General features: G+C 51.4%; 25 protein-coding genes. 14 read left to right on the top strand and 11 right to left on the bottom strand.

What is annotated here, in order from left to right:
- Window positions 1-29: 29 nt before the first annotated feature.
- Window positions 30-647, bottom strand: coding sequence for a helix-turn-helix transcriptional regulator (locus GHC22_RS00295; protein ID WP_153751989.1), 618 nt, complete (start codon window positions 645-647; stop codon window positions 30-32).
- 577 nt (window positions 648-1,224) lie between these two features.
- Here GHC22_RS00295 and GHC22_RS00290 point away from each other — a divergent pair.
- From GHC22_RS00290 to GHC22_RS00280, 3 genes are all read left to right on the top strand, one after another.
- Complete coding sequence (locus GHC22_RS00290) at window positions 1,225-1,998, top strand: transcriptional regulator (RefSeq protein WP_153753947.1); 774 nt, start codon at window positions 1,225-1,227, stop codon at window positions 1,996-1,998.
- Complete coding sequence (locus tag GHC22_RS00285; RefSeq protein ID WP_003827183.1) at window positions 1,995-2,459, top strand: hypothetical protein; 465 nt, start codon at window positions 1,995-1,997, stop codon at window positions 2,457-2,459. Before GHC22_RS00290 ends, GHC22_RS00285 begins: the two co-directional genes overlap by 4 nt.
- A 342-nt stretch (window positions 2,460-2,801) precedes the next feature.
- Entirely contained in the window at window positions 2,802-4,298 is a 1,497-nt protein-coding gene (locus GHC22_RS00280; RefSeq protein WP_032945412.1) for a C69 family dipeptidase, read from the top strand.
- A gap of 36 nt (window positions 4,299-4,334) precedes the next feature.
- On the opposite strand, the gene GHC22_RS00275 is transcribed toward GHC22_RS00280, so the two are convergent.
- Window positions 4,335-5,237, bottom strand: coding sequence for a LysR family transcriptional regulator (locus GHC22_RS00275; RefSeq protein ID WP_048215260.1), 903 nt, complete (start codon window positions 5,235-5,237; stop codon window positions 4,335-4,337).
- Between the two features lie 238 nt (window positions 5,238-5,475).
- Between GHC22_RS00275 and GHC22_RS00270 the strand changes: the two genes are divergently transcribed.
- A complete protein-coding gene (locus GHC22_RS00270; RefSeq protein ID WP_048215259.1) occupies window positions 5,476-6,483 on the top strand; it encodes a zinc-binding alcohol dehydrogenase family protein in 1,008 nt (335 codons plus the stop codon).
- A gap of 16 nt (window positions 6,484-6,499) precedes the next feature.
- Window positions 6,500-6,790, top strand: coding sequence for a putative quinol monooxygenase (locus GHC22_RS00265; protein WP_162623446.1), 291 nt, complete (start codon window positions 6,500-6,502; stop codon window positions 6,788-6,790).
- A 39-nt stretch (window positions 6,791-6,829) separates the two neighbouring features.
- Here GHC22_RS00265 and GHC22_RS00260 read toward each other — a convergent pair whose 3' ends face one another.
- On the bottom strand, window positions 6,830-7,606 hold the full coding sequence (locus GHC22_RS00260; protein ID WP_032945417.1) for an SDR family NAD(P)-dependent oxidoreductase: 777 nt from the start codon (window positions 7,604-7,606) through the stop codon (window positions 6,830-6,832).
- Between the two features lie 146 nt (window positions 7,607-7,752).
- Between GHC22_RS00260 and GHC22_RS00255 the strand changes: the two genes are divergently transcribed.
- Together GHC22_RS00255 and GHC22_RS00250 are read left to right on the top strand one after the other, a co-directional pair.
- Complete coding sequence (locus tag GHC22_RS00255) at window positions 7,753-8,697, top strand: LysR substrate-binding domain-containing protein (protein WP_008786506.1); 945 nt, start codon at window positions 7,753-7,755, stop codon at window positions 8,695-8,697.
- Window positions 8,698-8,722: 25 nt separating this feature from the next.
- The gene (locus tag GHC22_RS00250) at window positions 8,723-9,625 is read left to right on the top strand and encodes a carboxylate/amino acid/amine transporter (RefSeq protein WP_153751987.1); all 903 of its coding nucleotides are present in this window, start codon (window positions 8,723-8,725) and stop codon (window positions 9,623-9,625) included.
- Window positions 9,626-9,653: 28 nt separating this feature from the next.
- On the opposite strand, the gene nlpA is transcribed toward GHC22_RS00250, so the two are convergent.
- From nlpA to GHC22_RS00235, 3 genes are all read right to left on the bottom strand, one after another.
- Window positions 9,654-10,472, bottom strand: a complete 819-nt coding sequence (gene nlpA / locus GHC22_RS00245) for a lipoprotein NlpA (RefSeq protein WP_008786507.1) — start codon at window positions 10,470-10,472, stop codon at window positions 9,654-9,656.
- 123 nt (window positions 10,473-10,595) lie between these two features.
- Window positions 10,596-11,522, bottom strand: a complete 927-nt coding sequence (locus GHC22_RS00240) for an Rpn family recombination-promoting nuclease/putative transposase (protein WP_008786508.1) — start codon at window positions 11,520-11,522, stop codon at window positions 10,596-10,598.
- Window positions 11,523-11,747: 225 nt separating this feature from the next.
- Window positions 11,748-12,164 (bottom strand): GNAT family N-acetyltransferase, encoded by a 417-nt coding sequence (locus tag GHC22_RS00235; RefSeq protein ID WP_003827152.1) that lies wholly within the window; start codon window positions 12,162-12,164, stop codon window positions 11,748-11,750.
- A gap of 130 nt (window positions 12,165-12,294) precedes the next feature.
- On the opposite strand from GHC22_RS00235, the gene GHC22_RS00230 reads away from it, so the two are divergent.
- Window positions 12,295-12,588 carry a YicS family protein gene (locus GHC22_RS00230; protein ID WP_008786509.1) on the top strand — a complete coding sequence of 98 codons (294 nt, stop codon included), beginning with the start codon at window positions 12,295-12,297 and terminating at the stop codon, window positions 12,586-12,588.
- Between the two features lie 37 nt (window positions 12,589-12,625).
- Here the strand turns inward: GHC22_RS00230 and GHC22_RS00225 are convergent, their stop codons facing one another.
- Window positions 12,626-13,573 carry a LacI family DNA-binding transcriptional regulator gene (locus tag GHC22_RS00225; RefSeq protein ID WP_032941556.1) on the bottom strand — a complete coding sequence of 316 codons (948 nt, stop codon included), beginning with the start codon at window positions 13,571-13,573 and terminating at the stop codon, window positions 12,626-12,628.
- A 292-nt stretch (window positions 13,574-13,865) separates the two neighbouring features.
- Here GHC22_RS00225 and GHC22_RS00220 point away from each other — a divergent pair, with 292 nt between their 5' ends.
- The 5 genes from GHC22_RS00220 (at window position 13,866) to GHC22_RS00200 (ending at window position 18,827) form a co-directional block, all read left to right on the top strand.
- Window positions 13,866-14,180, top strand: a complete 315-nt coding sequence (locus GHC22_RS00220) for a PTS sugar transporter subunit IIB (RefSeq protein ID WP_008786511.1) — start codon at window positions 13,866-13,868, stop codon at window positions 14,178-14,180.
- Between the two features lie 12 nt (window positions 14,181-14,192).
- Window positions 14,193-15,524, top strand: a complete 1,332-nt coding sequence (locus GHC22_RS00215; RefSeq protein ID WP_008786512.1) for a PTS cellobiose transporter subunit IIC — start codon at window positions 14,193-14,195, stop codon at window positions 15,522-15,524.
- Window positions 15,525-15,544: 20 nt separating this feature from the next.
- Window positions 15,545-16,927, top strand: coding sequence for a glycoside hydrolase family 1 protein (locus GHC22_RS00210; protein WP_153751985.1), 1,383 nt, complete (start codon window positions 15,545-15,547; stop codon window positions 16,925-16,927).
- 12 nt (window positions 16,928-16,939) lie between these two features.
- On the top strand, window positions 16,940-17,242 hold the full coding sequence (locus tag GHC22_RS00205; protein WP_008786514.1) for a PTS lactose/cellobiose transporter subunit IIA: 303 nt from the start codon (window positions 16,940-16,942) through the stop codon (window positions 17,240-17,242).
- Between the two features lie 205 nt (window positions 17,243-17,447).
- On the top strand, window positions 17,448-18,827 hold the full coding sequence (locus GHC22_RS00200; protein ID WP_008786515.1) for a carbohydrate porin: 1,380 nt from the start codon (window positions 17,448-17,450) through the stop codon (window positions 18,825-18,827).
- 61 nt (window positions 18,828-18,888) lie between these two features.
- Here the strand turns inward: GHC22_RS00200 and nepI are convergent, their stop codons facing one another.
- The 3 genes from nepI to GHC22_RS00185 form a co-directional block, all read right to left on the bottom strand.
- Entirely contained in the window at window positions 18,889-20,082 is a 1,194-nt protein-coding gene (nepI, locus tag GHC22_RS00195) for a purine ribonucleoside efflux pump NepI (protein WP_008786516.1), read from the bottom strand.
- A gap of 141 nt (window positions 20,083-20,223) precedes the next feature.
- Entirely contained in the window at window positions 20,224-20,748 is a 525-nt protein-coding gene (locus GHC22_RS00190) for an SRPBCC domain-containing protein (protein WP_003827143.1), read from the bottom strand.
- Window positions 20,749-20,847: 99 nt separating this feature from the next.
- Window positions 20,848-21,300 (bottom strand): DUF1198 family protein, encoded by a 453-nt coding sequence (locus GHC22_RS00185; RefSeq protein WP_003827141.1) that lies wholly within the window; start codon window positions 21,298-21,300, stop codon window positions 20,848-20,850.
- A gap of 105 nt (window positions 21,301-21,405) precedes the next feature.
- On the opposite strand from GHC22_RS00185, the gene GHC22_RS00180 reads away from it, so the two are divergent.
- Window positions 21,406-22,311 carry a LysR family transcriptional regulator gene (locus GHC22_RS00180; protein ID WP_153751983.1) on the top strand — a complete coding sequence of 302 codons (906 nt, stop codon included), beginning with the start codon at window positions 21,406-21,408 and terminating at the stop codon, window positions 22,309-22,311.
- A 47-nt stretch (window positions 22,312-22,358) separates the two neighbouring features.
- Here the strand turns inward: GHC22_RS00180 and uhpT are convergent, their stop codons facing one another.
- On the bottom strand, window positions 22,359-23,750 hold the full coding sequence (gene uhpT, locus GHC22_RS00175; protein WP_008786520.1) for a hexose-6-phosphate:phosphate antiporter: 1,392 nt from the start codon (window positions 23,748-23,750) through the stop codon (window positions 22,359-22,361).
- Between the last annotated feature and the right edge of the window lie 15 nt (window positions 23,751-23,765).

Genomic DNA, 23,765 nt, shown 5'->3' with positions numbered 1-23,765 from the left:
ATGTGAAAATAATAAAACTCAAAAAAACGTTATAAAATATTCGACAATATTTGATGAATACTATGGCCTAACTTATCTTCAAGCCTGAGCTTGTAGACATATATTTTCTTAATATCGATATTATCTATTTTGGTAATTTGCTGAATACTTTTCCCTGACACAAAACTCTTCAGTAATATCATTTCAGTATAGTTAAGTGAGCGTCCACGTTTGCTGTTAGCGAGATGACCCGTAAAGAGTCGCCTAATTTTCTGATGTTGAACTTCGTCATCATCATCAGAATATATAATCCCTTGTATTTTATTGCTTTTGGACAGCCAGTAGTTGGCTAACGGCGCCAGGTTCCTGTCTGCTATCAACACAATATGCATACCGCTGTAGGCAAGCCGGTCAACCCATTGCGGGTCGGCAAACAGGCGCAGATTCGGGAAAGAAAAGTCCACAAAAATAAACCCACGCGACAAATGGTTTTGATTATTAAGCAGAAGCTTTTCAATAATTCCTTTTTGCAGAAAGCCATTCCCCTCAGGCCAGATCGCAAATGCGGCACGGTGACAGTAACTGGCACGAACCGCAGTATCCGGAAATAATTGACAGGATAATTCACAGCTTATGCAACGAACAGTCTGTGACGGTGATCTCTTCATCAAAAATGACTCCTGTTATTTTTCCATAAATATTTCATTGGTAAATAAATGTGTCAATCCAACACGTAGTACGTTCCTTGTCAGCTAATAACAGTGGCGCTAATAAAATGTAATAAACTCCTGATGCACTAATATGTATGGTCTGTGAGTAATACGATTGCGCTAAGCTTATTTACGCTTTATCTCAGAATAACAACCTATGCATTAGGAATTTTATGCATAAATTCAGATTCCAGGATAAACAGTAAAAAAGCACTATTTGCTAAAAAATAACCTGCGTAAAAGTTACTTACTAATTACGTAATTCTGATAACTCAATCACCCTTGTCATGTTGTGGACAAATATAAAGATAATTCAGATAAAACTGTAATGAATTCTCATTATTTAACCTTAGTTAATTCTCACCTAAGAAATAAGATTGCTAACATATTGTATTTAAAGAGATTTTAACAAATTAGTGAAATTCTTATCTTCGTTCATGAACAAAGAGTGAGGCGCATTTTCGATTTGGATGTAAAATTTAAAGGATGCGTTAGCACACGCTGTGATTCGTTTTGGTTACTGAGGGCTGGGCAATTGTACCTTATCAATCAGTTGGTCGAATTTAATCCTGATAGCAAAAGTCTGGTCAATCGTCAGACCGGGCGAGCAATTCAGCTCCAGCTCCCTGCCTCGCTCTGTTTTCTCTATTTAATTACTCACGCAAGTGACATTGTTTCCCAGAACACGTTGATGACAATTGGTTGGGGTGAAAGAAATAATGTGACCACCACCAACACATTTTACCAGGCTATTCTGACGCTACGAAACGCGCTGGCGGACGTGGGGTTGCCTCGTGATACGGTGAAAACTATTTCCCGACGCGGGCTCAGATTAAATGAGAATACGCAAGTAGAGACAATAATGCTTCAACAGAGTGAAGTTTCCCCGCCGCCGGTTATTGAAGAAATCCCCCCCGTAAAGATAATTCCTTCGACACCACAACAAACGACGCAGATACCCTGGTTTGAGGTTTTATTTAGCGCCAGTGTCGTGATTGCCACGTTGATCATCTGGCTGGTGTGGTATCAAACGCGCCCTGTTATGCCGTTTAGTAAATTTGTCCAGGCTTCCATGCAGACGCCATCGCGGCAAAATTGCAAAATCTATTACTCACCAAATGAACACGACCAGCAAGGCTATTTCAATCTGATGCAGTTACATCCCTATCTCTGTGAAAACAACAAGCACGTGTTTCTTACCGGTTACAGCAAAGCGGAAAGGATCGTGGCATTTGTCTGTGATAAAGATGCACGGGTGGATGCTAACGCATTTTGTACTACTCATTATTACTGGATGCGCGGGCAATGAAAAAAACACGCCACCTTATAGTGCTCGTGGCCGGGCTGGTTACTGTGCTCGGTTCAGGCGGATGGTTATGGCATTCACGCTATGCCGACAAACCGCTGAATTGCATCGGTAACATGGAATGGAATATTGGCAGCAACCGCTTTACGGGTACGTTATCGTTTCGGATGTACAACAGTGAAGGCCTGGCCACTATTACCGGCAAACTGTACGGGCGTAATACCTCAGACATTAGCAGGAACATCTATTTTAACTACACCCAAAAGCGCGATGCCCGAGTGCTACAGGCGATGCAGGTCGTCAAAACCTTCGCTGACACCGCTGATGAAGCGGATATTAACGACACATTACCTGGATTTTACCGCCAAAGCGGACGAAGCCTGAGCCTGGTCATGGAGGAGTATAAAGGTGCATGGATTTTTGCCAGCTCCAATGTGCCCTCGCTGTATTGCCGCAAAAGGTAGCGTCATATCCGGAAACAAAAAGTACGGCCCCTCAATGAAATTCACATTTGTCATCATTGACTTACGCGACATGGGTCACTGAATCCACACATAACCCATTGCTATTCTTCATCGCGAATCAGGAAACATCCTGAATATCATAATATCCGTTGCGTAATAATTAAGCGAAATGGGCGTTATATTTTGCCCAGAAGACTTCAACCTACGGATGGATATTTGGAGAAGACGTGGGCAGGGGCGTTTATCTCTCTCGCGAGCAATGTCTGAGCGTTCAGGCGTTATCGCATTTCAGGAAACGGTGTGTTTCCGGTGTATTTTTGGCGTACATATGAGGGATACGTAATGTTTACTTTTAAAAAGTGCCTGATTGCACTTTCTATAAATTTGGCCGTTGTTTCATCAGGTTTTGCTTGTACGACCCTGCTGGTCGGCAACGAAGCATCAGCGGACGGCTCCATGCTGGTCGCCCGTAGCGCAGACAGCGATGCCCTGAAAGCACAGCATTTTGTCATTCATCCGGCAAAGCAAAATCAGACCGGGGTATACAGCACCAAAGCACATAATGGTGCGAATGATTTTACCTGGCCACTGCCGAAAAACTCTCTGCGTTATACCACTGTCCCAAACTGGAAAACCCAACTGCACGGCGCGACCGGATTTAACGAGCTGGGTGTCGGCGTGAGCGGTACAGAATCCATTTTTGCCTCACCGAAAGCACTGGCCGCCGACCCGTACGTTGAGGATAAAGGGATCACCGAAGACGATATCCCGGATATTCTGCTGTCACAAAGTAAAACCGCACGTGAAGCTGTGGCGCTGTTGGGCCATATCGTTGAGACCGTCGGCGCAGGCGAAGGTTTTGGCGTTGCCGTCGTCGACGATAACGAGATCTGGTACCTGGAAACCGGTAGCGGCCATCAGTGGATGGCGCAGCGTCTGCCGAATAACCAGTATTTTGCCACCGGTAATCAGGGCCGCTTACAGGATTACGATCCTAAAAGTCCGGACATGATGGCGTCAAAAAACCTGATTCAATTTGCGACTGAAAAAGGGCTGTACGATCCGGCGAAAGACGGTAAATTCAACTTCTCCAAAGCCTATACCCGTGATGACGAGCGTGACCGCACGTATAACGACCCTCGCGTATGGACCATCCAGAAAGAGTTCAATCCTTCCGTAAATCAGGATATGGCCAAAGGGCGCGAATTCCCGGTCTTCATGACGCCAGAGAAGAAAATGACGCTGGACGATGTGAAAGCCGTGTTGCGTAGTCACTATGAAGGGACCAGCCATGACCCGTACACCAACGGTCTGAACGGCAAAGAGCCATGGCGTCCGGTCAGCGTTTTCCGTACCTATGAAGCGCACGTTATGCAGGTCCGTCCGTGGTTGCCAAAAGAGATTGGTGAAACGACCTACATTGGCCTGGGCATGGCTGACCTCACCGCCTTCGTTCCGTACTACAGCGGTCTGAAAGCGTATCCGGCTAACTACACGATGGGTACCGATAAAGCGGACGATCAGTCTATCTACTGGAAATATCGTAAATTACAAACGCTGACGATGACCGATTATCCGAAGCTCGCGCCAATCGTCAAAAAAGCCTACAAAGCGTGGGAAGACAAAGTGGCGAAGGAGCAAAAAGAGGTCGAAGCAGAGTATCTGAAGATGGCGAAAACCGATAAACCCGCCGCGGATAAGATGCTGAATGACTTCAACCTGCGCATCATGGCCGACGCCGAGAAGCTGACGGAAGATCTAACCAATCAGCTATTTACCATCCGTACTAAAGACATTCAGTCTGATATTTTCTTTGCGAATGCAACGAAAAAAGACTGAGTAACGACGCGATAGTATTCTGGCGTAAAGCGCTTATTAGCTTTGCGCCAGCATTTCACACCGTGCCTTCACCGCCTCGTGCAGAAGGCGTACCGCGGTTGAAAGCTGCTTCCGATGCGGGCAAATCATATTCAGCGGGACTTTCTCTCCCTGATAATCCGGCATCAGCAGTTGTAATCGACCGTCACGCACATCCTCGCTGACATCCAGCCACGACTTGTACGCCACACCTTCTCCGGCAATCGCCAGGCGCCGGATCACTTCCGCATCGTCACTCATAATGGTGCCGTTAACCTGCACACTGCTGACCTCGCCGTTGCGCGTAAACGTCCAGCGATCGTGCAGGCGGCCGCGTAATACGAAAGTCATAGCGTTGAGCTGTGTTAAATCATCCAGTTTTTGCGGCGCGCCGTTTTGCTCAACCCATTCCGGTGATGCCACCAGCACGCGTCGGTTACCCGGTGCAACCGGCAGCGCAATGTAGGACGCGTCTTCGGTGTTGCCATAGCGAAATGCAACATCGACGGGGTCTTTAAAGACATCCGTTACCTGGTCGGAGAAAAAAATCCGCAGGCGCAGCGCGGGATAGCGGCGTCGAAACGACTGAAAGACCGGTAGCAGCAGGTTACGACCGAGATCGGAAGGCACGGCGATTTGCAGCGTGCCTGACACTTCATCTTCCGGGGTCTGAATTTTTTGCAGCCCGGCATGCATTACATCCAGCATCTGGCGGGCATAGGGTAACCAGACTTCACCTTCTGGTGTCAGGCGCAGGCTGCGCGTGGAGCGGGCGAACAAGCGGATAGCCAACGTAGACTCCAGGCGCTTGATAGCTGAACTGACCTGAGCAGGCTGAACGCCGACTTCGCGCGCAGCATCACTAAAACTATTCAGCGCCGCGGCGCGGACAAACAACGTGAGATCTTCAAGCCGGAACATTTTCACTCCCCGAGTATAAGTCCTGTCGCCATAGGGCTATTTTTCCCGTTCTGTTACCGGTTTACCATCAAATTATATCAACAGATATACCCTAAATAATTCGAGTTGCATGAAGGCAGCAAGAGAGTGAATCTCCAGGAGCATAGCAAACTATGTGACTGGGGTGAGCGAACGTAGCCAACGCACATGCGGCTTGAAGTATGACGGGTATAAACTGATTCCTGTGACCGGAGATAATATGAAAGCCATCGCCATTACCCGCGCCGCGACCGACGGCAATAACATTGAATTTTTACAAGAGATTGACCTGCCCATGCCAGTTGCTACCGGGCACGATCTGCTGGTTGAAGTGAAAGCCATTTCCGTCAACCCCGTTGATACCAAGGTCCGCGAAGGTTTTAACGCTGATGTGCCGCGTGTGCTGGGCTGGGACGCCGTTGGCGTGGTGAAGTCCGTGGGCGAAGCCGTCACCCTGTTCGCACCCGGCGATGAAGTCTGGTACGCCGGAGCGCTCGGCCGCGCTGGCAGTAACAGTGAATTTCAGCTGGTTGATGAACGTATTACCGCGCTGAAGCCAAAAACACTGGATAATGCTTCTGCTGCGGCGCTGCCACTGACAGCTATCACCGCCTGGGAAATGCTGTTCGACCGTCTGGGCGTTGAGGAAAATGGCAATGAAGATGATGTGTTATTGATTGTTGGCGCGGCTGGCGGCGTCGGTTCTATTCTGACACAACTGGCCAGTAAGCTGACCAAAATGACCGTCATCGGTACCGCATCACGTCCGCAGAGCCAGAAATGGGTACGTGAAGCGGGCGCTCATCATGTGATTGACCACAGCAAGCCGTTGACGGAAGAGCTGGCACGGATAGGCATTAAAGAGGTGACGCACGTTGCCAGCCTGAACAATACCGAGCAGCACTATTCGCAAATTATTGCCGCACTGGCGCCGCAGGGCAAACTGGCGCTAATTGACGATCCGCAAACTCTCGATGCGCGCCCGCTGAAGGCCAAAAGCATTTCGCTGCACTGGGAGTTTATGTTTACCCGTTCGATGTTCACAACCCACGACATCATTGCGCAACATCAGTTACTGACCCGCGTGGCGCAGTTGATCGACGACAGCACCCTCCGTACCACGCTGGGCGAACATTTTGGCGCGATTACCGCGGCAAATCTGCAAAAAGCCCACACGCAAATTGAAACCGGTCGCTCGGTCGGCAAGATTGTGCTGGAGGGGTTTTAACATGTCTGATTCTGACGTGATTTCAATTATTGCGGTACTGAAAGCCAAACCGGGGAAAATCGACGCACTGAAACAGGCGCTACAAGCTCTGCTGCTGCCCACGCGCCGGGAGCCGGGCAATATTGAATATGCCCTGTTCCAGTTACGCGACACGCCGGATGTGTTCTACGTGCGCGAATCCTGGCGCGGTCAGGCCGGTCTGGATGAGCATATCGCTCTGCCACATTTCCAGGCGTTCATTCTACAAATGAACGATCTGCTAGCCGAACCGCTACGGCTGGATTATCTGACGCCGATTGAGCCTTAATGTCTCGACGCGCCCCCGCAGCTATGCGGGGGATTTATATCAGCCATTACGCCCAGCCATAACTCCCCCATCGACATCCCAGATGGCGCCAGTTACCCATTGCGCTTTGTCTGACAACAGGAAGGCGACGGATTCAGCCACATCACGCGGCGTACCAACCCGACCAATCGGATGGAAGCTGTCAAAGCTACTCATCACACCTTGTACGTCTTCTTTCGGGATAAATCCTTCGTAGATAGGTGTATGCACGACTGCTGGCGAAACGGCATTGACGCGGATCCCATTCGCCCCCAGCTCGATGGCCAGATTTTTAGTTAATGCATGCAGGCCCGCTTTTGCCATTGAGTACGCTGAAGAAGGTGTTGCGCCAATTGCCTGTTGCGCCCACATCGAACCAATATTCACGATGGCACCCTGGATGTTAGCCGCCACCATATTACGCACGACATCGCGGGTGATAAAAAACGTCGCGCGGTTGAGGCTCATGTACAGTTCATAATCCTCAACTTCATGATCAGTGAAAGGTTTTGGGAAGAAAACCCCAGCTGCATTTACTAACAGGTTGATGTCTTTGTGCTCAGCATTCACCGTTGCCATCACCTGCTTAACGCCCGCTTCTGACATCAGATCCGCCACAATGACAGAGACGTCACCCAGTTCCGCCAACGCCTGACGGGCCTGTTCCGCTTTCTCGGCACGATTGCCAACCAGCACCACTCGACCACCACCCTGGAGGATCAGTTTTGCGGTTTCAAATCCGATACCACTGGTACCGCCCACCACTAACAGTTTTTTGCCGACAAATAATGTGTTCATCGTTAGCCTCGTTTCAAGTATTCGTTAATGCGCTAACAATGCCACTACCCTGAGGCGCTGACGAATGAGAAGAAATAGCGATCCGAGAAAGAAAATCTATCTCGATGGCATATACTGAAGATATTCACAAAACGGGAAATGACCTGATGCGCTCGCTTAATCGGCTTAAATGGTTACACGCTTTTGAGGCCACAGCCCGCCACGGCAGTTTTACTGGTGCGGCGCAGGAACTGGGGGTCACTCCGGCTGCCGTTGGGCAACTGGTTCGTGCGCTGGAAGACTGGGTTGGCCACCCGCTGCTGCATCGAACCCGTTCAGGTAAAGAGCGTCTCACGCTGGTCAGCGAAGCACAGGACGCGTTGCGCGAGATAACCCAGGGACTGGATAGTCTGGAATCCGGGCTGAACAAGTTACGCGGCCGACGGGCGCGCTCGGTGGTGATCATCACGGCCTCTCAGGTACTGGTGATGAACTGGCTGATGAGCCGCCTCAATCGTTTCTCACAAGCGCATGAAAACATAGAATTACGCTTGAACGTGACGGAAAAGCTGATGGATGTTGCTCATGGCGAAGCGGATCTGGGCGTACGTTGCGGTAAAGGCGACTGGCCTGGGGTAAATAAAACCTGGCTGATGGATGAAGAAGCGGTTCTGGTTTGTAGCCCACGTATTGTGCCAGTAGATAAAATATCCTGTGGAGAATGGTTGGCCGCACAGAAGCTTATCCATGATGACACTCCCCACCCCGGCGCCAATTTCCCGGGCTGGAATGATGTCCTGACCGCCACCCAGGCACCTGCCGTTCGCGACAGTGGATTGCACATCAACTCTACCTCTGCAGTGATTCTGGCGGCGCTCAGCGGTCAAGGTGTCGCCATTGTGCGTAGGGCATTGGTGCAGCAGCTACTGACAGACGGACAACTGGTTCAGCTTCATCCCAACACCCGCTGGCCTCTGGCATGGTCTTACTACATTGTTACGCCACAGCACGCGGTAATGCGCCCGGAGGTAAAAGTCTTTAATGACTGGCTGATTGCGGATGTGCTGGCAGAAATCGCAACCATCTCTGCTATGATGCCTGCACACAAATAAAACAAAACAACATGCCGAGGGAAAGATGAGTTCCACCAGAAGAGGGATGATGAACGTCCTGATTGCCGCCGTATTATGGGGAAGTTCAGGCGTTTGCGCGCAATACATCATGGAGCAAAGCCAGATGTCGTCGCAGTTTCTGACCATGACGCGCCTGATTTTCGCCGGGCTCATTCTGCTGATGCTCTCTTTCGTTCACGGCGACAAAGTGTTCTCCATTATCAAAAACCGCAAAGACGCCATCAGCCTGCTGATTTTTTCCGTGGTTGGGGCGCTCACCGTACAGCTAACCTTTCTGCTGACTATTGAAAAATCCAACGCCGCCACCGCGACGGTGCTGCAATTTTTGTCACCGACCATAATCGTGGCGTGGTTTTCCGTGGTGCGCAAAGCACGACCGGGGATTTTAGTGCTGACTGCGATCTTCACATCGCTTATCGGCACCTTCTTGCTGGTCACCCACGGTAACCCGACGTCGCTGTCTATCTCACCTGCCGCGCTGTTCTGGGGAATTGCCTCGGCGTTTGCCGCCGCGTTCTACACCACCTACCCCTCAACGCTTATCGCGCGCTACGGCACGCTGCCGGTCGTCGGCTGGAGTATGTTAATCGGCGGCATGATCCTGCTGCCGTTTTATGCCGGACAGGGCACTAATTTCGTGGTGAATGGCAGTTTGATTCTGGCGTTTTTCTATCTGGTGGTCATCGGCACGTCGCTGACGTTTAGCCTGTACCTGAAAGGCGCGCAGATGATTGGCGGACCGAAAGCGAGCATTTTAAGCTGCGCGGAACCGTTGAGCAGCGCGTTGCTGTCCCTGCAGCTGTTAGGTATTACCTTTACCCTGCCAGACTGGCTGGGCACGCTTTTGATCCTCTCTTCGGTAATACTTATCTCAATGGACTCACGTCGCCGCGCCAGAGCGGTTTAACACCAACCGGCGCGGCAAAAGGTTATGATTACCAGCCCGGAACCGCGCCACCGTTAAAGATAGTTTCTGCCGCCTTCGCCACTTCAGGTGACTGATAAGATTGCAGGAACTCTTTCACATTCTCGGCATCTTTGTTGTCTTCTCGCGCCACCAGAATGTTCACATACGGTGAGTTTTTGTCTTCAATAAATACGCTGTCATGTACCGGGGAAAGCCCGGTTTGCTGGATGTAGGTGGTACTGATAATCGCCACATCCACTTTCTGATCGTCCAGCACACGCGGCAACTGCGCACCTTCCAGTTCCATAATTTTCAGATGCCGCGGATTATCAGTAATATCCAACGCTGTTGGCAGCAGGCCGGTATCCGCTTTCAGCGTAATTAACTTCTCTTTTTGCAGTAGCAACAGCGCCCGGCCCAGATTGGTAGGATCGTTAGGTATCGCAATCGTTGCACCGTCTTTTAGTTCAGCGACAGTTTTGATTTTCTTCGAATAACCAGCCATCGGGAACACAAAGGTATTGCCCACCGCAACCAGCTTATAGTCGTGTGCTTTATTATCTTGTTCAAGGAACGGGCGATGCTGGAAGACGTTGGCATCCAGCTCACCATGATTGGTGGCATCGTTGGGCAACAGAGAACCGCTAAAACCCACCAGTTCAACCTCCAGACCATACTTTTCTTTAGCGACTTTCTTCGCGACCTCCGCTACATCCTGCTCAGCACCGTTAATTACACCCACTTTGATATGCTTTGCATCGCTGCTCTGTTGATCGCATCCTGCCAGCAATAATCCCGCCAGTAATACCGCCGCCCCGGCCCCGAAATAAGGTATCTTCAGCTTCACGTTTTATCCTTTTGCAATAACCGCCTGATGAGTAATGAAATGACTATAGCGGGAAGGCCGCTGCGGTTTAAAAAACGAAAAAGCATCAGCAAGAAGAAAAAAGCATAATGGGGCTAAGATAAATTAGTCGGAAGATACTGTTAGTTCATCAATTGCAAGCCCGGTAATAATTAGCACCAGTTCACGATCGATCCCCTTCTCAAGCATGGCATGGGCTATCCGCAACGCTTCGTCCTTTTTGCCCTCGCGTTTGCCTTCGAGTTTGCCCTCTAGCAACCCTGTCCTTCGCCCCGACTCACGTAAGCATTCTGCAATCGTCATTAATCTCTCCTTATGCTGGGGAACGCGCAGGGCAACCTCTCGAATAAACGCCTCAAAACGCGGTGCGCTGCCAGACTGCACCAGGTAATTAAATAGCGTTTCTACCTGACTGTCATTAGCGTGTCCCTTAATCAACAGGGCAACCAGTTTATCGACCAGCACCATCAAATCGCGCTCGCGTATATGCTTCTGGACAAGTTCCAGTAGTGCCACTCGCCGGTGTTGCATAATCTCATCATCAGACACCACCGTGATATCGACCAGCGGGAAGGCCGCTCCATAAAGCTGCCGCGCAGTCTCTGGATCGTCAAATTCATCCAGCCAGCACAGCGAAAAAGGGTACGGGCTGGCAACGCCATGGTAAAAAAGTATCGGAACCACCAGCGGCAGCGTTTTGTGCCCGGCATCAAGGTGATTCTGCATCGCGGCAATGGCGTAACGCATCATTCGGAATGCCATATGAGCATCCGGTGAACTCTGGTGTTCAATCAACGCGTAGATATAGCCTTTACCAGTTCTCGTTTTTAGCGACCACAGAACATCGGAATAACTGGCACGCAGGTCTTCCTCAATAAAACTCCCTGGCTCCAGCTTCAGTGTGTTCAGATCGCAAAGTTCACGTAATGGTGCGGGGAGATAGCTATCAAGAAAATCCCGAGCCGTTTCTGGATGGCTTAAGAACTTTTTAAATACCGCATCATGCGGCGTAGAAGTTGTTGGTTTTTTCATGGCGGTCCGTCACCAAAAGAACAAGATGACGGAACCTTACTCGCCAGTCGCACACACAACATCTGGGAATTTTTCTATCTGCGAGGCGGCTTGGCGGATAAATACATACTTTTGCAATGTATTCATTTTCAGGGAATAACGCTCGCAAAAATGCCCGGTAAGCGTGATCACCTCCGGGCAAGTACCTAAATCCTCTTTGGCGGCAGCATCCAGACCTTCCGGTCATCAAAACGTTTTCGACAAATAATGGCGCGCGGAACCGGTTTCCGGGAAGTTATCGAGGGTCATTTGCAGCTGATAACCGTTTTTCTGATAAAACGGCAGCGCCTGGAAACTCATGGTATCCACCAGCGCATGCAGGCATCCTCTCTCACGCGCCGTCTGTTCTGCGGCCTGCATCAATTTTGTGCCGTAACCACCTTTACGCAGCGAGTCATGCATCCACAGAAAATCAATGCACAGCCATTCGCCTTTGATTTTGCCGATCAGCCCACCCAGAATGTCATTGCGCTCATCGCGCCAGTACACAGCCAGGTCGCCAAAATTGGTGGTTCTGAGAAACTGCCGGTTGTAAGCGCGCAATCCGGCAAGCAGGGCATTTTGATCGTCTTCGGTAATCGTATCTGTAATCTGTATTTGCATCCTATCCTCCTGAAATAACTACAACTTCTGGCTGATTTATTTTTAGACATTAACACAGGGTGATGAGTGAGTCGTATGCCGTCTACACTTACTCTTGAGATGATGCGCATAGACAACAAGGATTATTATCATGAAACGAGTCATTTTTCCGATTATTGCCGTCCTTTTCACGCTACCCGGTCTGGCACATGCCGACTCGGCTTATGGCAGTCTGCAGGCTGTACACGAAAAGAATACCGTTATGAAGGATTTACGTAAGATTTGCACCCCGCAAGGGTCGCCATCTGATGAGGTGTGGGAAAAAACGATTATGGCTGATACGCGTAATCAGCAGCACATCCGCGAAGCCATTCTGGCAATTCAAAGAAACAATCAAAACAACTACTGGGAAGCGCTTGGCAAAGTTGAATGCCCGGATTTATAGGCGTGAAGCGAAATAGCCCCACGCCAGAGGGAAAGCGTTAACGCTGAGGAATAATTAAGTCGCCGCGCAGCACGTACGACCCCAGCACGCTCTGGGTTTTCTCGTTGAGCCAACTGACGATCCGCGCCGCCATGGCGTCCATGGAATATTCAATCGCCGGGATCGTAGGGATTCCCGGCAGATGCAGCGAACCGGCCAGGCTAAAGACCATAATGTCTTGCGGTACTGATTTATTAAACGCCTGCAACTGCGGGATCACCCGCTGTGCCTGCTGTTCATCCGCCACCAGCAGCGCGTTAAAATTCAGCGTCGACGCGTTGTTCAGCAGCTCCTGCAAGGCCACTGACGATGACGTTGCAGCCATAAATACCAGGTTACGGTTAAACGGCAGGAAGTTTTTTTCCAGCGCGTGTTTATAGCCCAACAGCACCTGATCGGAGAAACCCATCCCGTCCGGATGAATTAAAGCAATCTGGCGTCGGTTCTGACTTATCAGGTAGTTACAGGCGGTTTCGGTAGCGAACTCATGATCGAACTGGATGCTGTTGACGTCATCGCCGGAATCCAGACAATCCACCAGAATGACATTCTCCTGATTGATGTTCAGCGGAAAACGCGCGCCAATAATCAGGACGTCATCGCACAAGCCGCAGCTTAATTCATCAAGAGCGCTCATGACTTCCGCTTTGGTATTGGCAAAACGCAGCAGCAGGTGCTTTTGATGCTGGCTAAGATGCTTTTCCAGCGCATAGAGATAACCCGTGGTCTGATTAATGTTGTCCTGCGCGCATATCACGCCGATACAGCCCGTAGACTGGCTGAGTAGCGACTGCGCAATCACGTTCGGACGATAATTGAGTTCATCCACCGCTTTCAACACGGCGAGGCGGCTGGCCTCTTTTACGCCACGCGATCCGCTCAACACGCGTGACACAGTGGCTTTTGACACGCCAGCCAAACGCGATACATCGTTGATAGTAGACATCATTCTCCCCTGACAGGACCCGCCTGGCCCTTTCCATCCTGAATTTAACATTGGCTCAAATAATCGCCATCCGCAGTATAGCTGTTTCCGTTTTTCATGGAAACCGATTTTCCATTTGGACTCAAAAAGAGATCTTCACAGCTAATTTCGTGAGCTAAATCCAAATAATTAGCCTTATAAGAATAAGATCTTGATGGCCGTCACAGTTCTGTTTTCCACGAATGGAAACCGGTTTCCGTATGATATCAAATCAGACTCGCAATAAGTTTTTACATTTAAAGGATGGTTCACTATGTTCAGGATTATGTTGTGTTGTTCGGCAGGGATGTCCACCAGCTTGCTGGTTCGCAAAATGGTTGAAGAGGCAGAGTCTCGCGGATTGCCTGTGAAGATTGAGGCCTACGGCGTTTCCGAATTTGACATTCAGTTTCCAAATTACCAGGTGGTGCTACTCGGCCCCCAGGTAAAGTACATGCTTAATACGCTCTCCGAAAAGGCTGCCACCCAGGGTATACCCGTAAAAGCCATAGATATGATGGATTACGGTATGCAACGCGGTGACAAAGTGCTGGATTATGCTCTGTCGCTGATTGAAGCGACACACTAGAAAGGTGTCATTATGAGTTCGTTATATCAGTCAATGGTTGCCGTCATTGAACAATCCATCACCCCGCTCGCTGGCAAGTTAGGGCAGCAGAAGTATGTGATTGCAATTCGTGACGGTTTTACGGCGGCGCTGCCGTTTATGATCATCGGCTCCTTCATGCTGGTGTTTATTTTTCCGCCGTTCTCTGCCGATACCACCAACAGCTTTGCCCGGGGCTGGCTCGATTTCTCGGCAACTTATCGTGAACAGCTGATGCTGCCGTTTAACCTCAGCATGGGTGTTATGACGTTCTTTATCTCCGTGGGCATTGGTGCCAGCCTGGGCCGTCAGTTTAACCTCGATCCGGTGATGTCCGGCCTGCTGGCCTTTATGGCGTTTTTACTGGTTGCTGCGCCCTATGCCGACGGTAAAATCTCGACGCAGTATCTTTCCGGTCAGGGTATCTTTACCGCCCTCATCACCGCCATTTACTCCACCCGTATATATGCATGGCTGAAGCAGAATAACGTGACAATCCGCCTGCCGAAGGAAGTCCCGACCGGCGTCGCGCGTTCATTCGAGATCCTCATTCCGGTACTGGTGGTGATTGCGACCCTGCATCCGCTGAACCTGTTTATCGAAGCACAAACCGGGATGATCATCCCGCAGGCGATTATGCACCTGCTGGAGCCGCTGGTTTCCGCTTCTGACTCACTGCCCGCTATTCTGCTTTCTGTGCTGTTGTGCCAGATTTTCTGGTTTGCCGGCATTCACGGCTCATTGATCGTAACCGGCATCATGAACCCATTCTGGATGGCGAACCTGTCCGCTAACCAGGCCGCTCTGGCAGCGGGCGCTGCGCTGCCCCATGTCTATCTGCAAGGTTTCTGGGATCACTACCTGCTGATTGGCGGCGTCGGTTCAACTTTACCGCTGGCATTCCTGCTGCTGCGCAGTCGCGTCGCGCATCTGCGTACTATCGGCAAAATGGGAATTGTGCCTAGTTTCTTTAATATCAATGAGCCTATTCTGTTTGGTGCGCCAATCATCATGAACCCGATGTTGTTCATCCCGTTTGTCTGCGTCCCGCTGGTTAACGCCGTGCTGGCCTATAGCGCCACCAAACTCGGCTGGCTGGCACAGGTTGTTTCACTGACGCCGTGGACTACGCCTGCGCCAATCGGTGCTTCCTGGGCCGCAAACTGGGCATTAAGTCCGGTGGTGATGTGCTTTATCTGTATGGCGATGTCAGCGCTGATGTACCTTCCATTCCTGCGTGCTTACGAACGTTCTTTGCTGAAAACCGAAGAGCAAAAAGCACAGGATGCCGTCTCCGTGGCGAACGCTGCCCGTAGCAACTCATAATGAATCAAGGAGTCAGAACAATGAGATACCGTTTTCCTGAAAACTTCTGGTGGGGCAGTGCCTGCTCAGCGCTGCAAACCGAAGGGGATAGCCTGAACGGCGGCAAAAGCCAGACCACGTGGGACGTGTGGTTCGACCGTCAGCCAGGTCGTTTCCATCAGGGAGTTAGCCCGGCAACTACCTCGACCTTTTATCAGCACTGGAAACAGGACATCGCACTGCTCAAACAGCTGAAGCACAACAGCTTCCGTACGTCTCTGAGCTGGTCGCGCCTGATTCCGGACGGTACCGGCGAGGTTAATCCTGAAGCCGTCGAGTTCTATAACAACGTCATCGACGAGCTGCTGGCACAAGGCATTACGCCATTTATCACCCTGTTCCATTTTGACATGCCGATGGTGATGCAGGAGAAAGGTGGCTGGGAAAACCGTGAAGTGGTCGAGGCGTTTGGCCGCTATGCACAAACGTGTTTTACATTGTTCGGCAACCGGGTTAAGCACTGGTTTACCTTTAACGAGCCAATTGTCCCGGTTGAAGGCGGCTATCTGTATGACTTCCATTACCCTAATGTGGTGGATTTCAAACGTGCAGCCACCGTGGCGTATCACACCGTACTGGCGCATTCGACGGCGGTTCGGGCATATCGTGCCGCAAACCATGACGGTGAAATCGGCGTGGTGCTGAATTTAACGCCTTCCTACCCGCGCTCACAAAATCCGGCGGATGTAAAAGCCGCACACTATGCGGACCTGATGTTTAACCGCAGTTTCCTTGACCCGGTGCTGAAGGGTGAATATCCGGCGGATCTGGTTGAGCTGCTGAAGGAGTATGATCAATTACCAACATGTCATCCAGGCGACAGCCAGTTAATCGCCGAGGGCAAAATCGACCTGCTCGGCATCAACTACTATCAGCCGCGTCGCGTGAAATGTCGTGATAGCGCCGTCAACCCGGATGCACCGTTTATGCCGGAGTGGCTGTTTGATTATTACGAAATGCCGGGGCGGAAAATGAACCCCTACCGTGGCTGGGAAATTTATGAGCCGGGTATTTACGATATTATTACCAATCTGCGTGATAATTATGGCAACCCGCGCTGTTTTATTTCTGAAAACGGTATGGGTGTCGAGAATGAGCAGCGTTTTATTCAGCAAGAGCAAATCAACGACAGCTACCGTATTGAATTTGTTTCTGAGCATCTTAAATGGCTACATAAAGGAATTAGCGAAGGCTGTAATTGTCTTGGCTACCATATGTGGACCTTTATTGATAACTGGTCATGGCTTAACGGCTATAAAAACCGCTACGGTTTTGTTCAGTTAGATTTAGCAACGCAAAAACGTACGGTGAAAAAAAGCGGCGAATGGTTTGCCCAGACCGCCGAAAATAACGGATTCGATTAGGAAGAGAACAACATGATTGCATTAGAAGAAGCAGTAATGGAAATCATCGTCAATGCCGGACAATCCCGCAGTCTGTGCTTTGAAGCGCTGCATGCCGCGCGCGCCGGCAATATTGACGAGGCAAAAAGCCTGCTTCGTGAGGCTGACGGTTACGCCCGTCAGGCTCATCACATGCAAACCAAATTGATCGAACAGGACGCCGGGGAAGCCCGGCAACCAATGACATTAATTATGGTGCATGCGCAGGATCACTTAATGACGTCGTTATTAGCCCGCGAACTGTCAGAAGAAATTATTCATCTGTATCAGCGTTAATCGTTAATTACACATTCAACAACGGAGAAAGCATTACGATTAAATAAAGCAGCCCTGTACCCGTTATTAAATAGACAAATCAACTTGTTTTGGTGATAGCAAATTAAACCGAGACGGGATGGTTATTATCTTAAAATAAATTAATGCACACGCTTATTCAGAATGCTCTGCGCAAACTGAAGGGTAAAGTGTCGATGAGATAACCATGAACATGATAAAAAAACTTCCAGTCACGCTGGCGGTCGTCGCCGCGCTGTGCCCAATTTCTGTCCTCGCACAGGAATTCACACAAGAACAAATCGATGCCATCGTTGCCAAAGCCGTCGATAAAGCGCTGGCTGAGCGTCAGGCAAAAATGGATGCCGCCGTGGCGAAAAAAACCGATGTCATTAACGAGCCGCAAAGCGCGGCGCAATCGCCGGATATGGCTATTCCGTTCGGTGTGAAATTCAGCGGCTATGCGCGTTACGGCGCGCATTTCCAGAGCGGCGATCAGAAATACGTTGGCGTTGATGGCTCCTACAACGGTGCTTCCGCTATCGGTCGCCTGGGTAACGAAGGCAACGGCGGCGAGTTCCAGCTCTCAAAAGCGTTCAAAAGCGATAACGGCGCCATCTGGGACATCAACGTGATGATCGACCACTGGGGCGACGAAGTTAACCTGAAAAAAGCCTACGCGGGCGTCACCAACGTACTGGAATCCAATCCCAACGCCTATATCTGGGCAGGCCGCGACTTCCACCAGCGTCCGCAACAGGGTATCAACGACTACTTCTGGATGAACCACGACGGCCAGGGCGCCGGGGTGAAGAACTTCGACATCGGCGGCGTACAGTTTGATGTCGCCACCGTTGCCGCAGTTGAATCGTGCAGCCCGGAAGTGATGGAAGACGAAGCCAACCCATCGCGTATTACCTGTACCGGCGGTTCCGGTACCGGCGATAAAGGCAACTACGCTGTGACGTCAAAAATTCACAATATGAAAGTGGGCCCGCTGGATCTGGAGATCTACGCCAACTACGGTTTTGACTCCAAAGCCGTCGAGAGCGATGACCGCCTGAAAGCCTGGCAGGGCGCATTCGTGCTGAGCCACACCAACGACAGCGGCGTGAATAAAGTGATTGCCCGTTATTCTGATAACTCCGACAACAGCGTCTATAACAAAACCGACGACCTGACTACGGTTTACGCCAGCTTCGAGGGAAGTCATAAGTTTACCCGCCAGGCGCAGGTGGAATACCTGTTAGCGTTCCATGATTACGACAACAGCACCGATAAGAGCGATAACCGTAAGAACTACGGCGCGATTGTGCGTCCAATGTACTTCTGGAACGACGTTCACTCCACCTGGCTGGAAGCGGGCTATCAGCGCGTAGATTACGACAACGGCGGGGATAACCACGGCTGGAAACTGACGCTGTCGCAGAACATGTCGATCGCCATGGGACCGGAGTTCCGCCCGATGCTGCGCTTCTACGTCACCGGCGGCAAGGTGGATAACGATCGCACCGCGCGGGTCAACGGCACGCAGGATGAAACGCTGGACGACTTTAACCTTGGTGCCATGTGGGAAGCATGGTTCTGATTAGTGAGAAGTGAAGTGCCGGATACGGCGAGAACGCCTTATCCGGCGAACAACACCGAGATTATTGCATACCTTTTATGCGAACTTTCGCTGCCACCAAAAGCGCCGTCAGCAGCATCAGGCTGCCGGAAAGCATCAGGGGCGACAGCAGTCCGAGGGTATCGAGCGCATAGCCTCCCACCGCTGCCCCGCAGGTATTGGCAAGCTGGATCACGGCGACCTGGACGGATCCGGCTTTTTCTGCCTGATCGGCAAGCGAACGGGTGATCCACGTCGACCAGCCGACCGGTACCAGCGCAAACAACAGCCCCCAAATAATCGCAATACCCGCCGCGACCACTTTGTCGCTGCCCCATAGGATCAGGACCAGCGCACTGAGCGCCAGCACCAGTGGCGCACCGGCTAACGCCAGTTTGACCGAACGCTTCAAAATCATCGACGAGAACGACGTACCAACGAAACTGGCAATACCGAAGCTCAGCAGCACCAGCGTCAGGCCATCAACGTCAAAGCCCGCCAGATTCATATAGATCGGGCGAATATAGGTAAAGAAGGCGAACTGACCAGCAAAGGACATGAAGATGGCAATCATCCCGGCCATCACCCCTGGACGCTGCAACAAGCTGAACATGTTTTGTTTCTGATGCGAAGGTTCACCAGGCAGCGAAGGCAACGCTCTCACCACCCAAATCGTGCACAGCACGCCCATTACCGCCGCCGCATTAAACACGTTACGCCAGCCGATAATGCCGCCCAAAAAGCTCCCCAGCGGCGCGGCAATTACCAGCGCGATGGAGACCGCGCCAAAAATAACCGACAGCGCTTTCGGCACCGTACGTGCAGGAACCAGACGCATGGTCAGCGACGCCGACATCGCCCAGAAGCCGCCAAGCGCCAGACCGAGGCAGGCGCGGCCAACGAGCAGCAGCGAAAAGGAATTGGCAAAGGAAACCAGCAGACAGGAAAGCGTCAGCAGCACCGAAAACAGAATCACCACGTAGCGACGATCGGTCGCCTGAATAATTTGCGTCACAAACAGGCTGGCGAACATGGCGACAAATGCCGTCACGGTCACCGATTGTCCGGCCACGCCTTCAGAAATCCCCAAATCCTGCGCCATCGGCGTTAACAGGCTAACGGGGAGAAATTCAACGGTTATCAGGCAGGCAACGCAGAACGCCACGGCAAATACCGCCGACCAGTTAGGTCGGGAATTTGCCTCAGCGCGGGATTTTTGTTCAACAGCTTCACTCATTTTGTTACCTGCGTGGGGTTATTGTAGAAAAGTTACGCAGTGTAACATTAAATTTGTGACGTATTTAACGTTTTGACAACTATTCACCAGAGATCGGCTGCGCCTTATCCAGCCCAGGACAGAGAGCCCTTTCTGGCTCAATTAAGCGTCACGCGCAGCCCGGGCCAGGCCGGTTATCCACTCCTGATGACCGTTTATCATCGGATTGGGCAGCGTACGTGCCAGTTCTTGTGCCGGAACACCAATTTGTGATTCCTGGGTCAGAATACGTACGCGCCCGCCGGGTAAATCCTCAAAGAGCCAGGCGTGGATCACATCCAGACGTGTAGTGGCGTCGCCTTCCGCCCAGCCATGCCAGGCAACACGCGCGGCCTGGCCGTCAACCGGCGGCACATACTCAGTGATTTGCGCTTCGATGGGGAAACCAAAAGTCGTAAAACGAAAGCGGGCATCCATGCTTAACAATGGACCGGAACCGTCGTGAAAACGGATATCCGCCACGTTGCTGTAATACGTCGGCCAGCGCGTTGTGTCATTAAGCTGTGCCCAGACGGCACGGGCGCTCAGTCCGGCAACGATAATTTCATTTGAGGCAAAGTTATCAGTCGTCCCCGGCAGATACGCTGCAGGCCAGATAATTGCACGTTGTTGAGTCGCTTGATTCATGATGTACCTCGTCGTGTGAGTTAACGATGTACATCATGCTTTCGCGTAAGATATAAAGATAATGACGATTCAAAATAGTCGTCATCATAAATTTTGATATCAGTGCAGCCAGTGCACGCCATCCTCGGGCTGGAAAAAGGCGTTATAGCGCATCTGGAACGCATTAAGCTCCTGCATATCCGGCTCCATCTCGCGCAGAAAACCGAGCGCCAGACGCACCTGCGCGTCGGTAATCGGTGCAGCCAGCCGGGCTTTTTGCAGCCAGCGGTGCCATTGCAACAAGTTCTGCTCACTGCCGTCGACAATAACGATTTGCCAGATCAACAGCACCTGGGCAGCATTTTGTAGATGCGATTCATCAGGACGGTGGAGGTACTGTAAAAAAGCCTCACCCTGTACTTTTCCCATCTGATCGATCATCGATTCTACCGGCACGACATCAATGTTCAGCCGCTCGCTCAGACGGCGAATTGCCCGCCGCGACCCGGACGTTAGCACCCGAAATCCCACCACAAAAACAACCACCAGCGTGGCCAGCATTATCCAAATCATGCGCACATCCATTACCAGACAGGACGCCCATCATAGCGGCAAATTCACCTCTGTCGACGACTGAACGTGTCATAATGTGACTTATCGAACTCGCAGGCAGACATCATGAAATCTGATATCAGAACGCTCGATCTCAATCTGTTAAAAACGCTGGATGCCCTGCTGGATGAACGTAGCGTAACCCGGGCGGCGCAGCGGCTGTCGCTCACCCAGCCTGCGGTAAGCGGTATGCTCAACCGCCTGCGCGACTATTTTGACGATCCGCTGTTTAGTCGCACACCGCATGGCATTGTTCCGACGCTGCGTGCCCAACAGTTGGCCGCCCCGGTCAAACAGATCCTCAGCGATATCGATATCCTGCTTAAACCGACACAATTTGACCCGCTCACCGCAGCGCTCACCTTTACCGTCGCCGCTACGGATTACGCGCTCAAAGCGGTTATCGTGCCATTTATTGCCGCGCTTCGCGTGCGCGCACCGGGCATTCGTGTACGAGTGATCCCGGTTGAGCCAGTGCTGCTCACCACACAGTTTGAGCAGGGGAAAATCGACCTGGCGTTGCTGACGCCGGATTCCACGCCCGACAACCTGCATAGCCGGGCGTTATATGATGAAGAGTACGTTTGTCTCATGCGTCATGCGCATCCTGATGCGGGGCAACCGCTGACGCTCGATCGCTTCTGCGCGCTGAAGCATGTGCTGGTTTCTTATGTGGGTGAAAGTTTCTGGGGCGTCACCGATGAGGCACTGGCAAGCGTCGGACGCCAACGGCAGATTGGTTTGTCGGTTAGCAGCTTCCTGGTATTGCCGGACATCCTCGCCATCAGTGATATGATTGCCGTTGTTCCTGCCCGTCTGGCGTATGACGACACCCGTATGCACGTTTTACCGCCCCCGCTGCCCATAACCGGTTTTACAAAAAGCATGGCCTGGCATGAACGCACGCACCGCGATGCCGCTCATCAGTGGCTGCGCAATCTGGTACATGAAACCAGCCAGTTGAGAGCATAAAAAAGCCCGCCATTAAGGCGGGCAAAAGTTACCAATGCACACTTAACTTAAGCTACTTTCAATTGTTGAATCTTTTTCTCGCGGCGAATTTTACGTTCTTCAAACACAGCCACGATGGCCATCAAACAGATACAACCGATAGCGGCAGCATCCAGCGCGGCGAAAGTGCCTGCCCAGCCGGTCAGCCCGAAAATCGGCGTGCCGTCGGCAATCATCCCCAAACCGAGCTTGGCGAAGCTGTCACCAATCAGATAAGCGAAAGTGCCTTTAATCCCATCGGCTGCGCCGATCGCTTTTTTCGGCACAAACCCGACTGCCGCAACGCCGATTAACAGCTGTGGGCCAAACACCAGGAAGCCCAGCGCAAACAGCGAAGTCAGATAAACGTACTGGTTGCTGGCGTGCTGATAAACGCCCAGAGTGGCGATAATCAACGCCAGCGCTACACAGGCCACCAGCGCACGACGACCGTTAGCCAGGTCGGAGAGCCAACCCCACATCAGCGTGCCAACCAGCGCGCCCACTTCAAACAGGGTAAAGCCCTGAATCGCCACTTCTTTGGAGAGCTTCAGCTCCTGGAAAGCGTAGACGGTGGACCACTGGTCGATACCGATACGCACTACGTACAGGAAGATGTTCGAGAAACATAACAGCCAGATCACTTTGTTTTTCAGCACGTACTCAACAAAGATCTGCCATTTGGTCATCTCGTTTTCTTCGGTTTCTTTGTCTTCTTCGCTGATCTCCTCACCGAACAGCTCTTCGGCTTTACCGAGGCCATAAGATTCCGGGGAGTCGCTGCCGTAGCGCAGGCCGATAAAGCCAACAATCAGAGCAATAATCGACGGGAAGATAAACATACCGATGACGTGACCGTCGAACAGATAGTTAGCGCCAAACAGCGCCACGCCCGCCGCACCCGCACCGCCGAGGTTGTGGGAGATATTCCACATGCCGAGGTAGGAACCCCGCTTGCGACGCGGCGTCCATTTAGTAATGGTGGAATAGCTACATGAGCCGCCAGTACTCTGGAAGAAACCGCTCAGCGCGTAGAAAGCGATCATCAAAAACAGGCTGGTTGAACCCGCGCCCATGCTGGCGCTGAAGCCAAGCATACAGATGGCGGAGAGGATCAGCATAAACGGCAGGAACTGCTTGGTGTTTTTTCCATCCGCGTAGTAGGAAACCAGCGTTTTACCCACGCCGTAGGTGATGGAGAAGCCCAGGCCAATCATCCCCAGCTGCGTCATGCTCAGCCCGTAGGTGGAGATCATGTCGTTCTGCGCGATGTTGAAGTTTTTGCGGATCAGGTACATGGTCAGGTAGCCGATAAAGACCACCAGATAGGACTGCATGAATGGTTTGAACCACATTTTGCGCCGCACATCGAGCGGCAGATCCAGGGTCGGCTTGCGCACCTGGTTTAGAAAGGCCAGCATTTGACACTCCCGAGC

This window comes from Citrobacter sp. H12-3-2, assembly GCF_009649895.1.
GTDB lineage: Bacteria > Pseudomonadota > Gammaproteobacteria > Enterobacterales > Enterobacteriaceae > Citrobacter > Citrobacter portucalensis.
The sequence above is the reverse complement of the archived record's forward strand: the minus strand, read 5'-3'. Positions and strand labels throughout refer to the sequence as shown.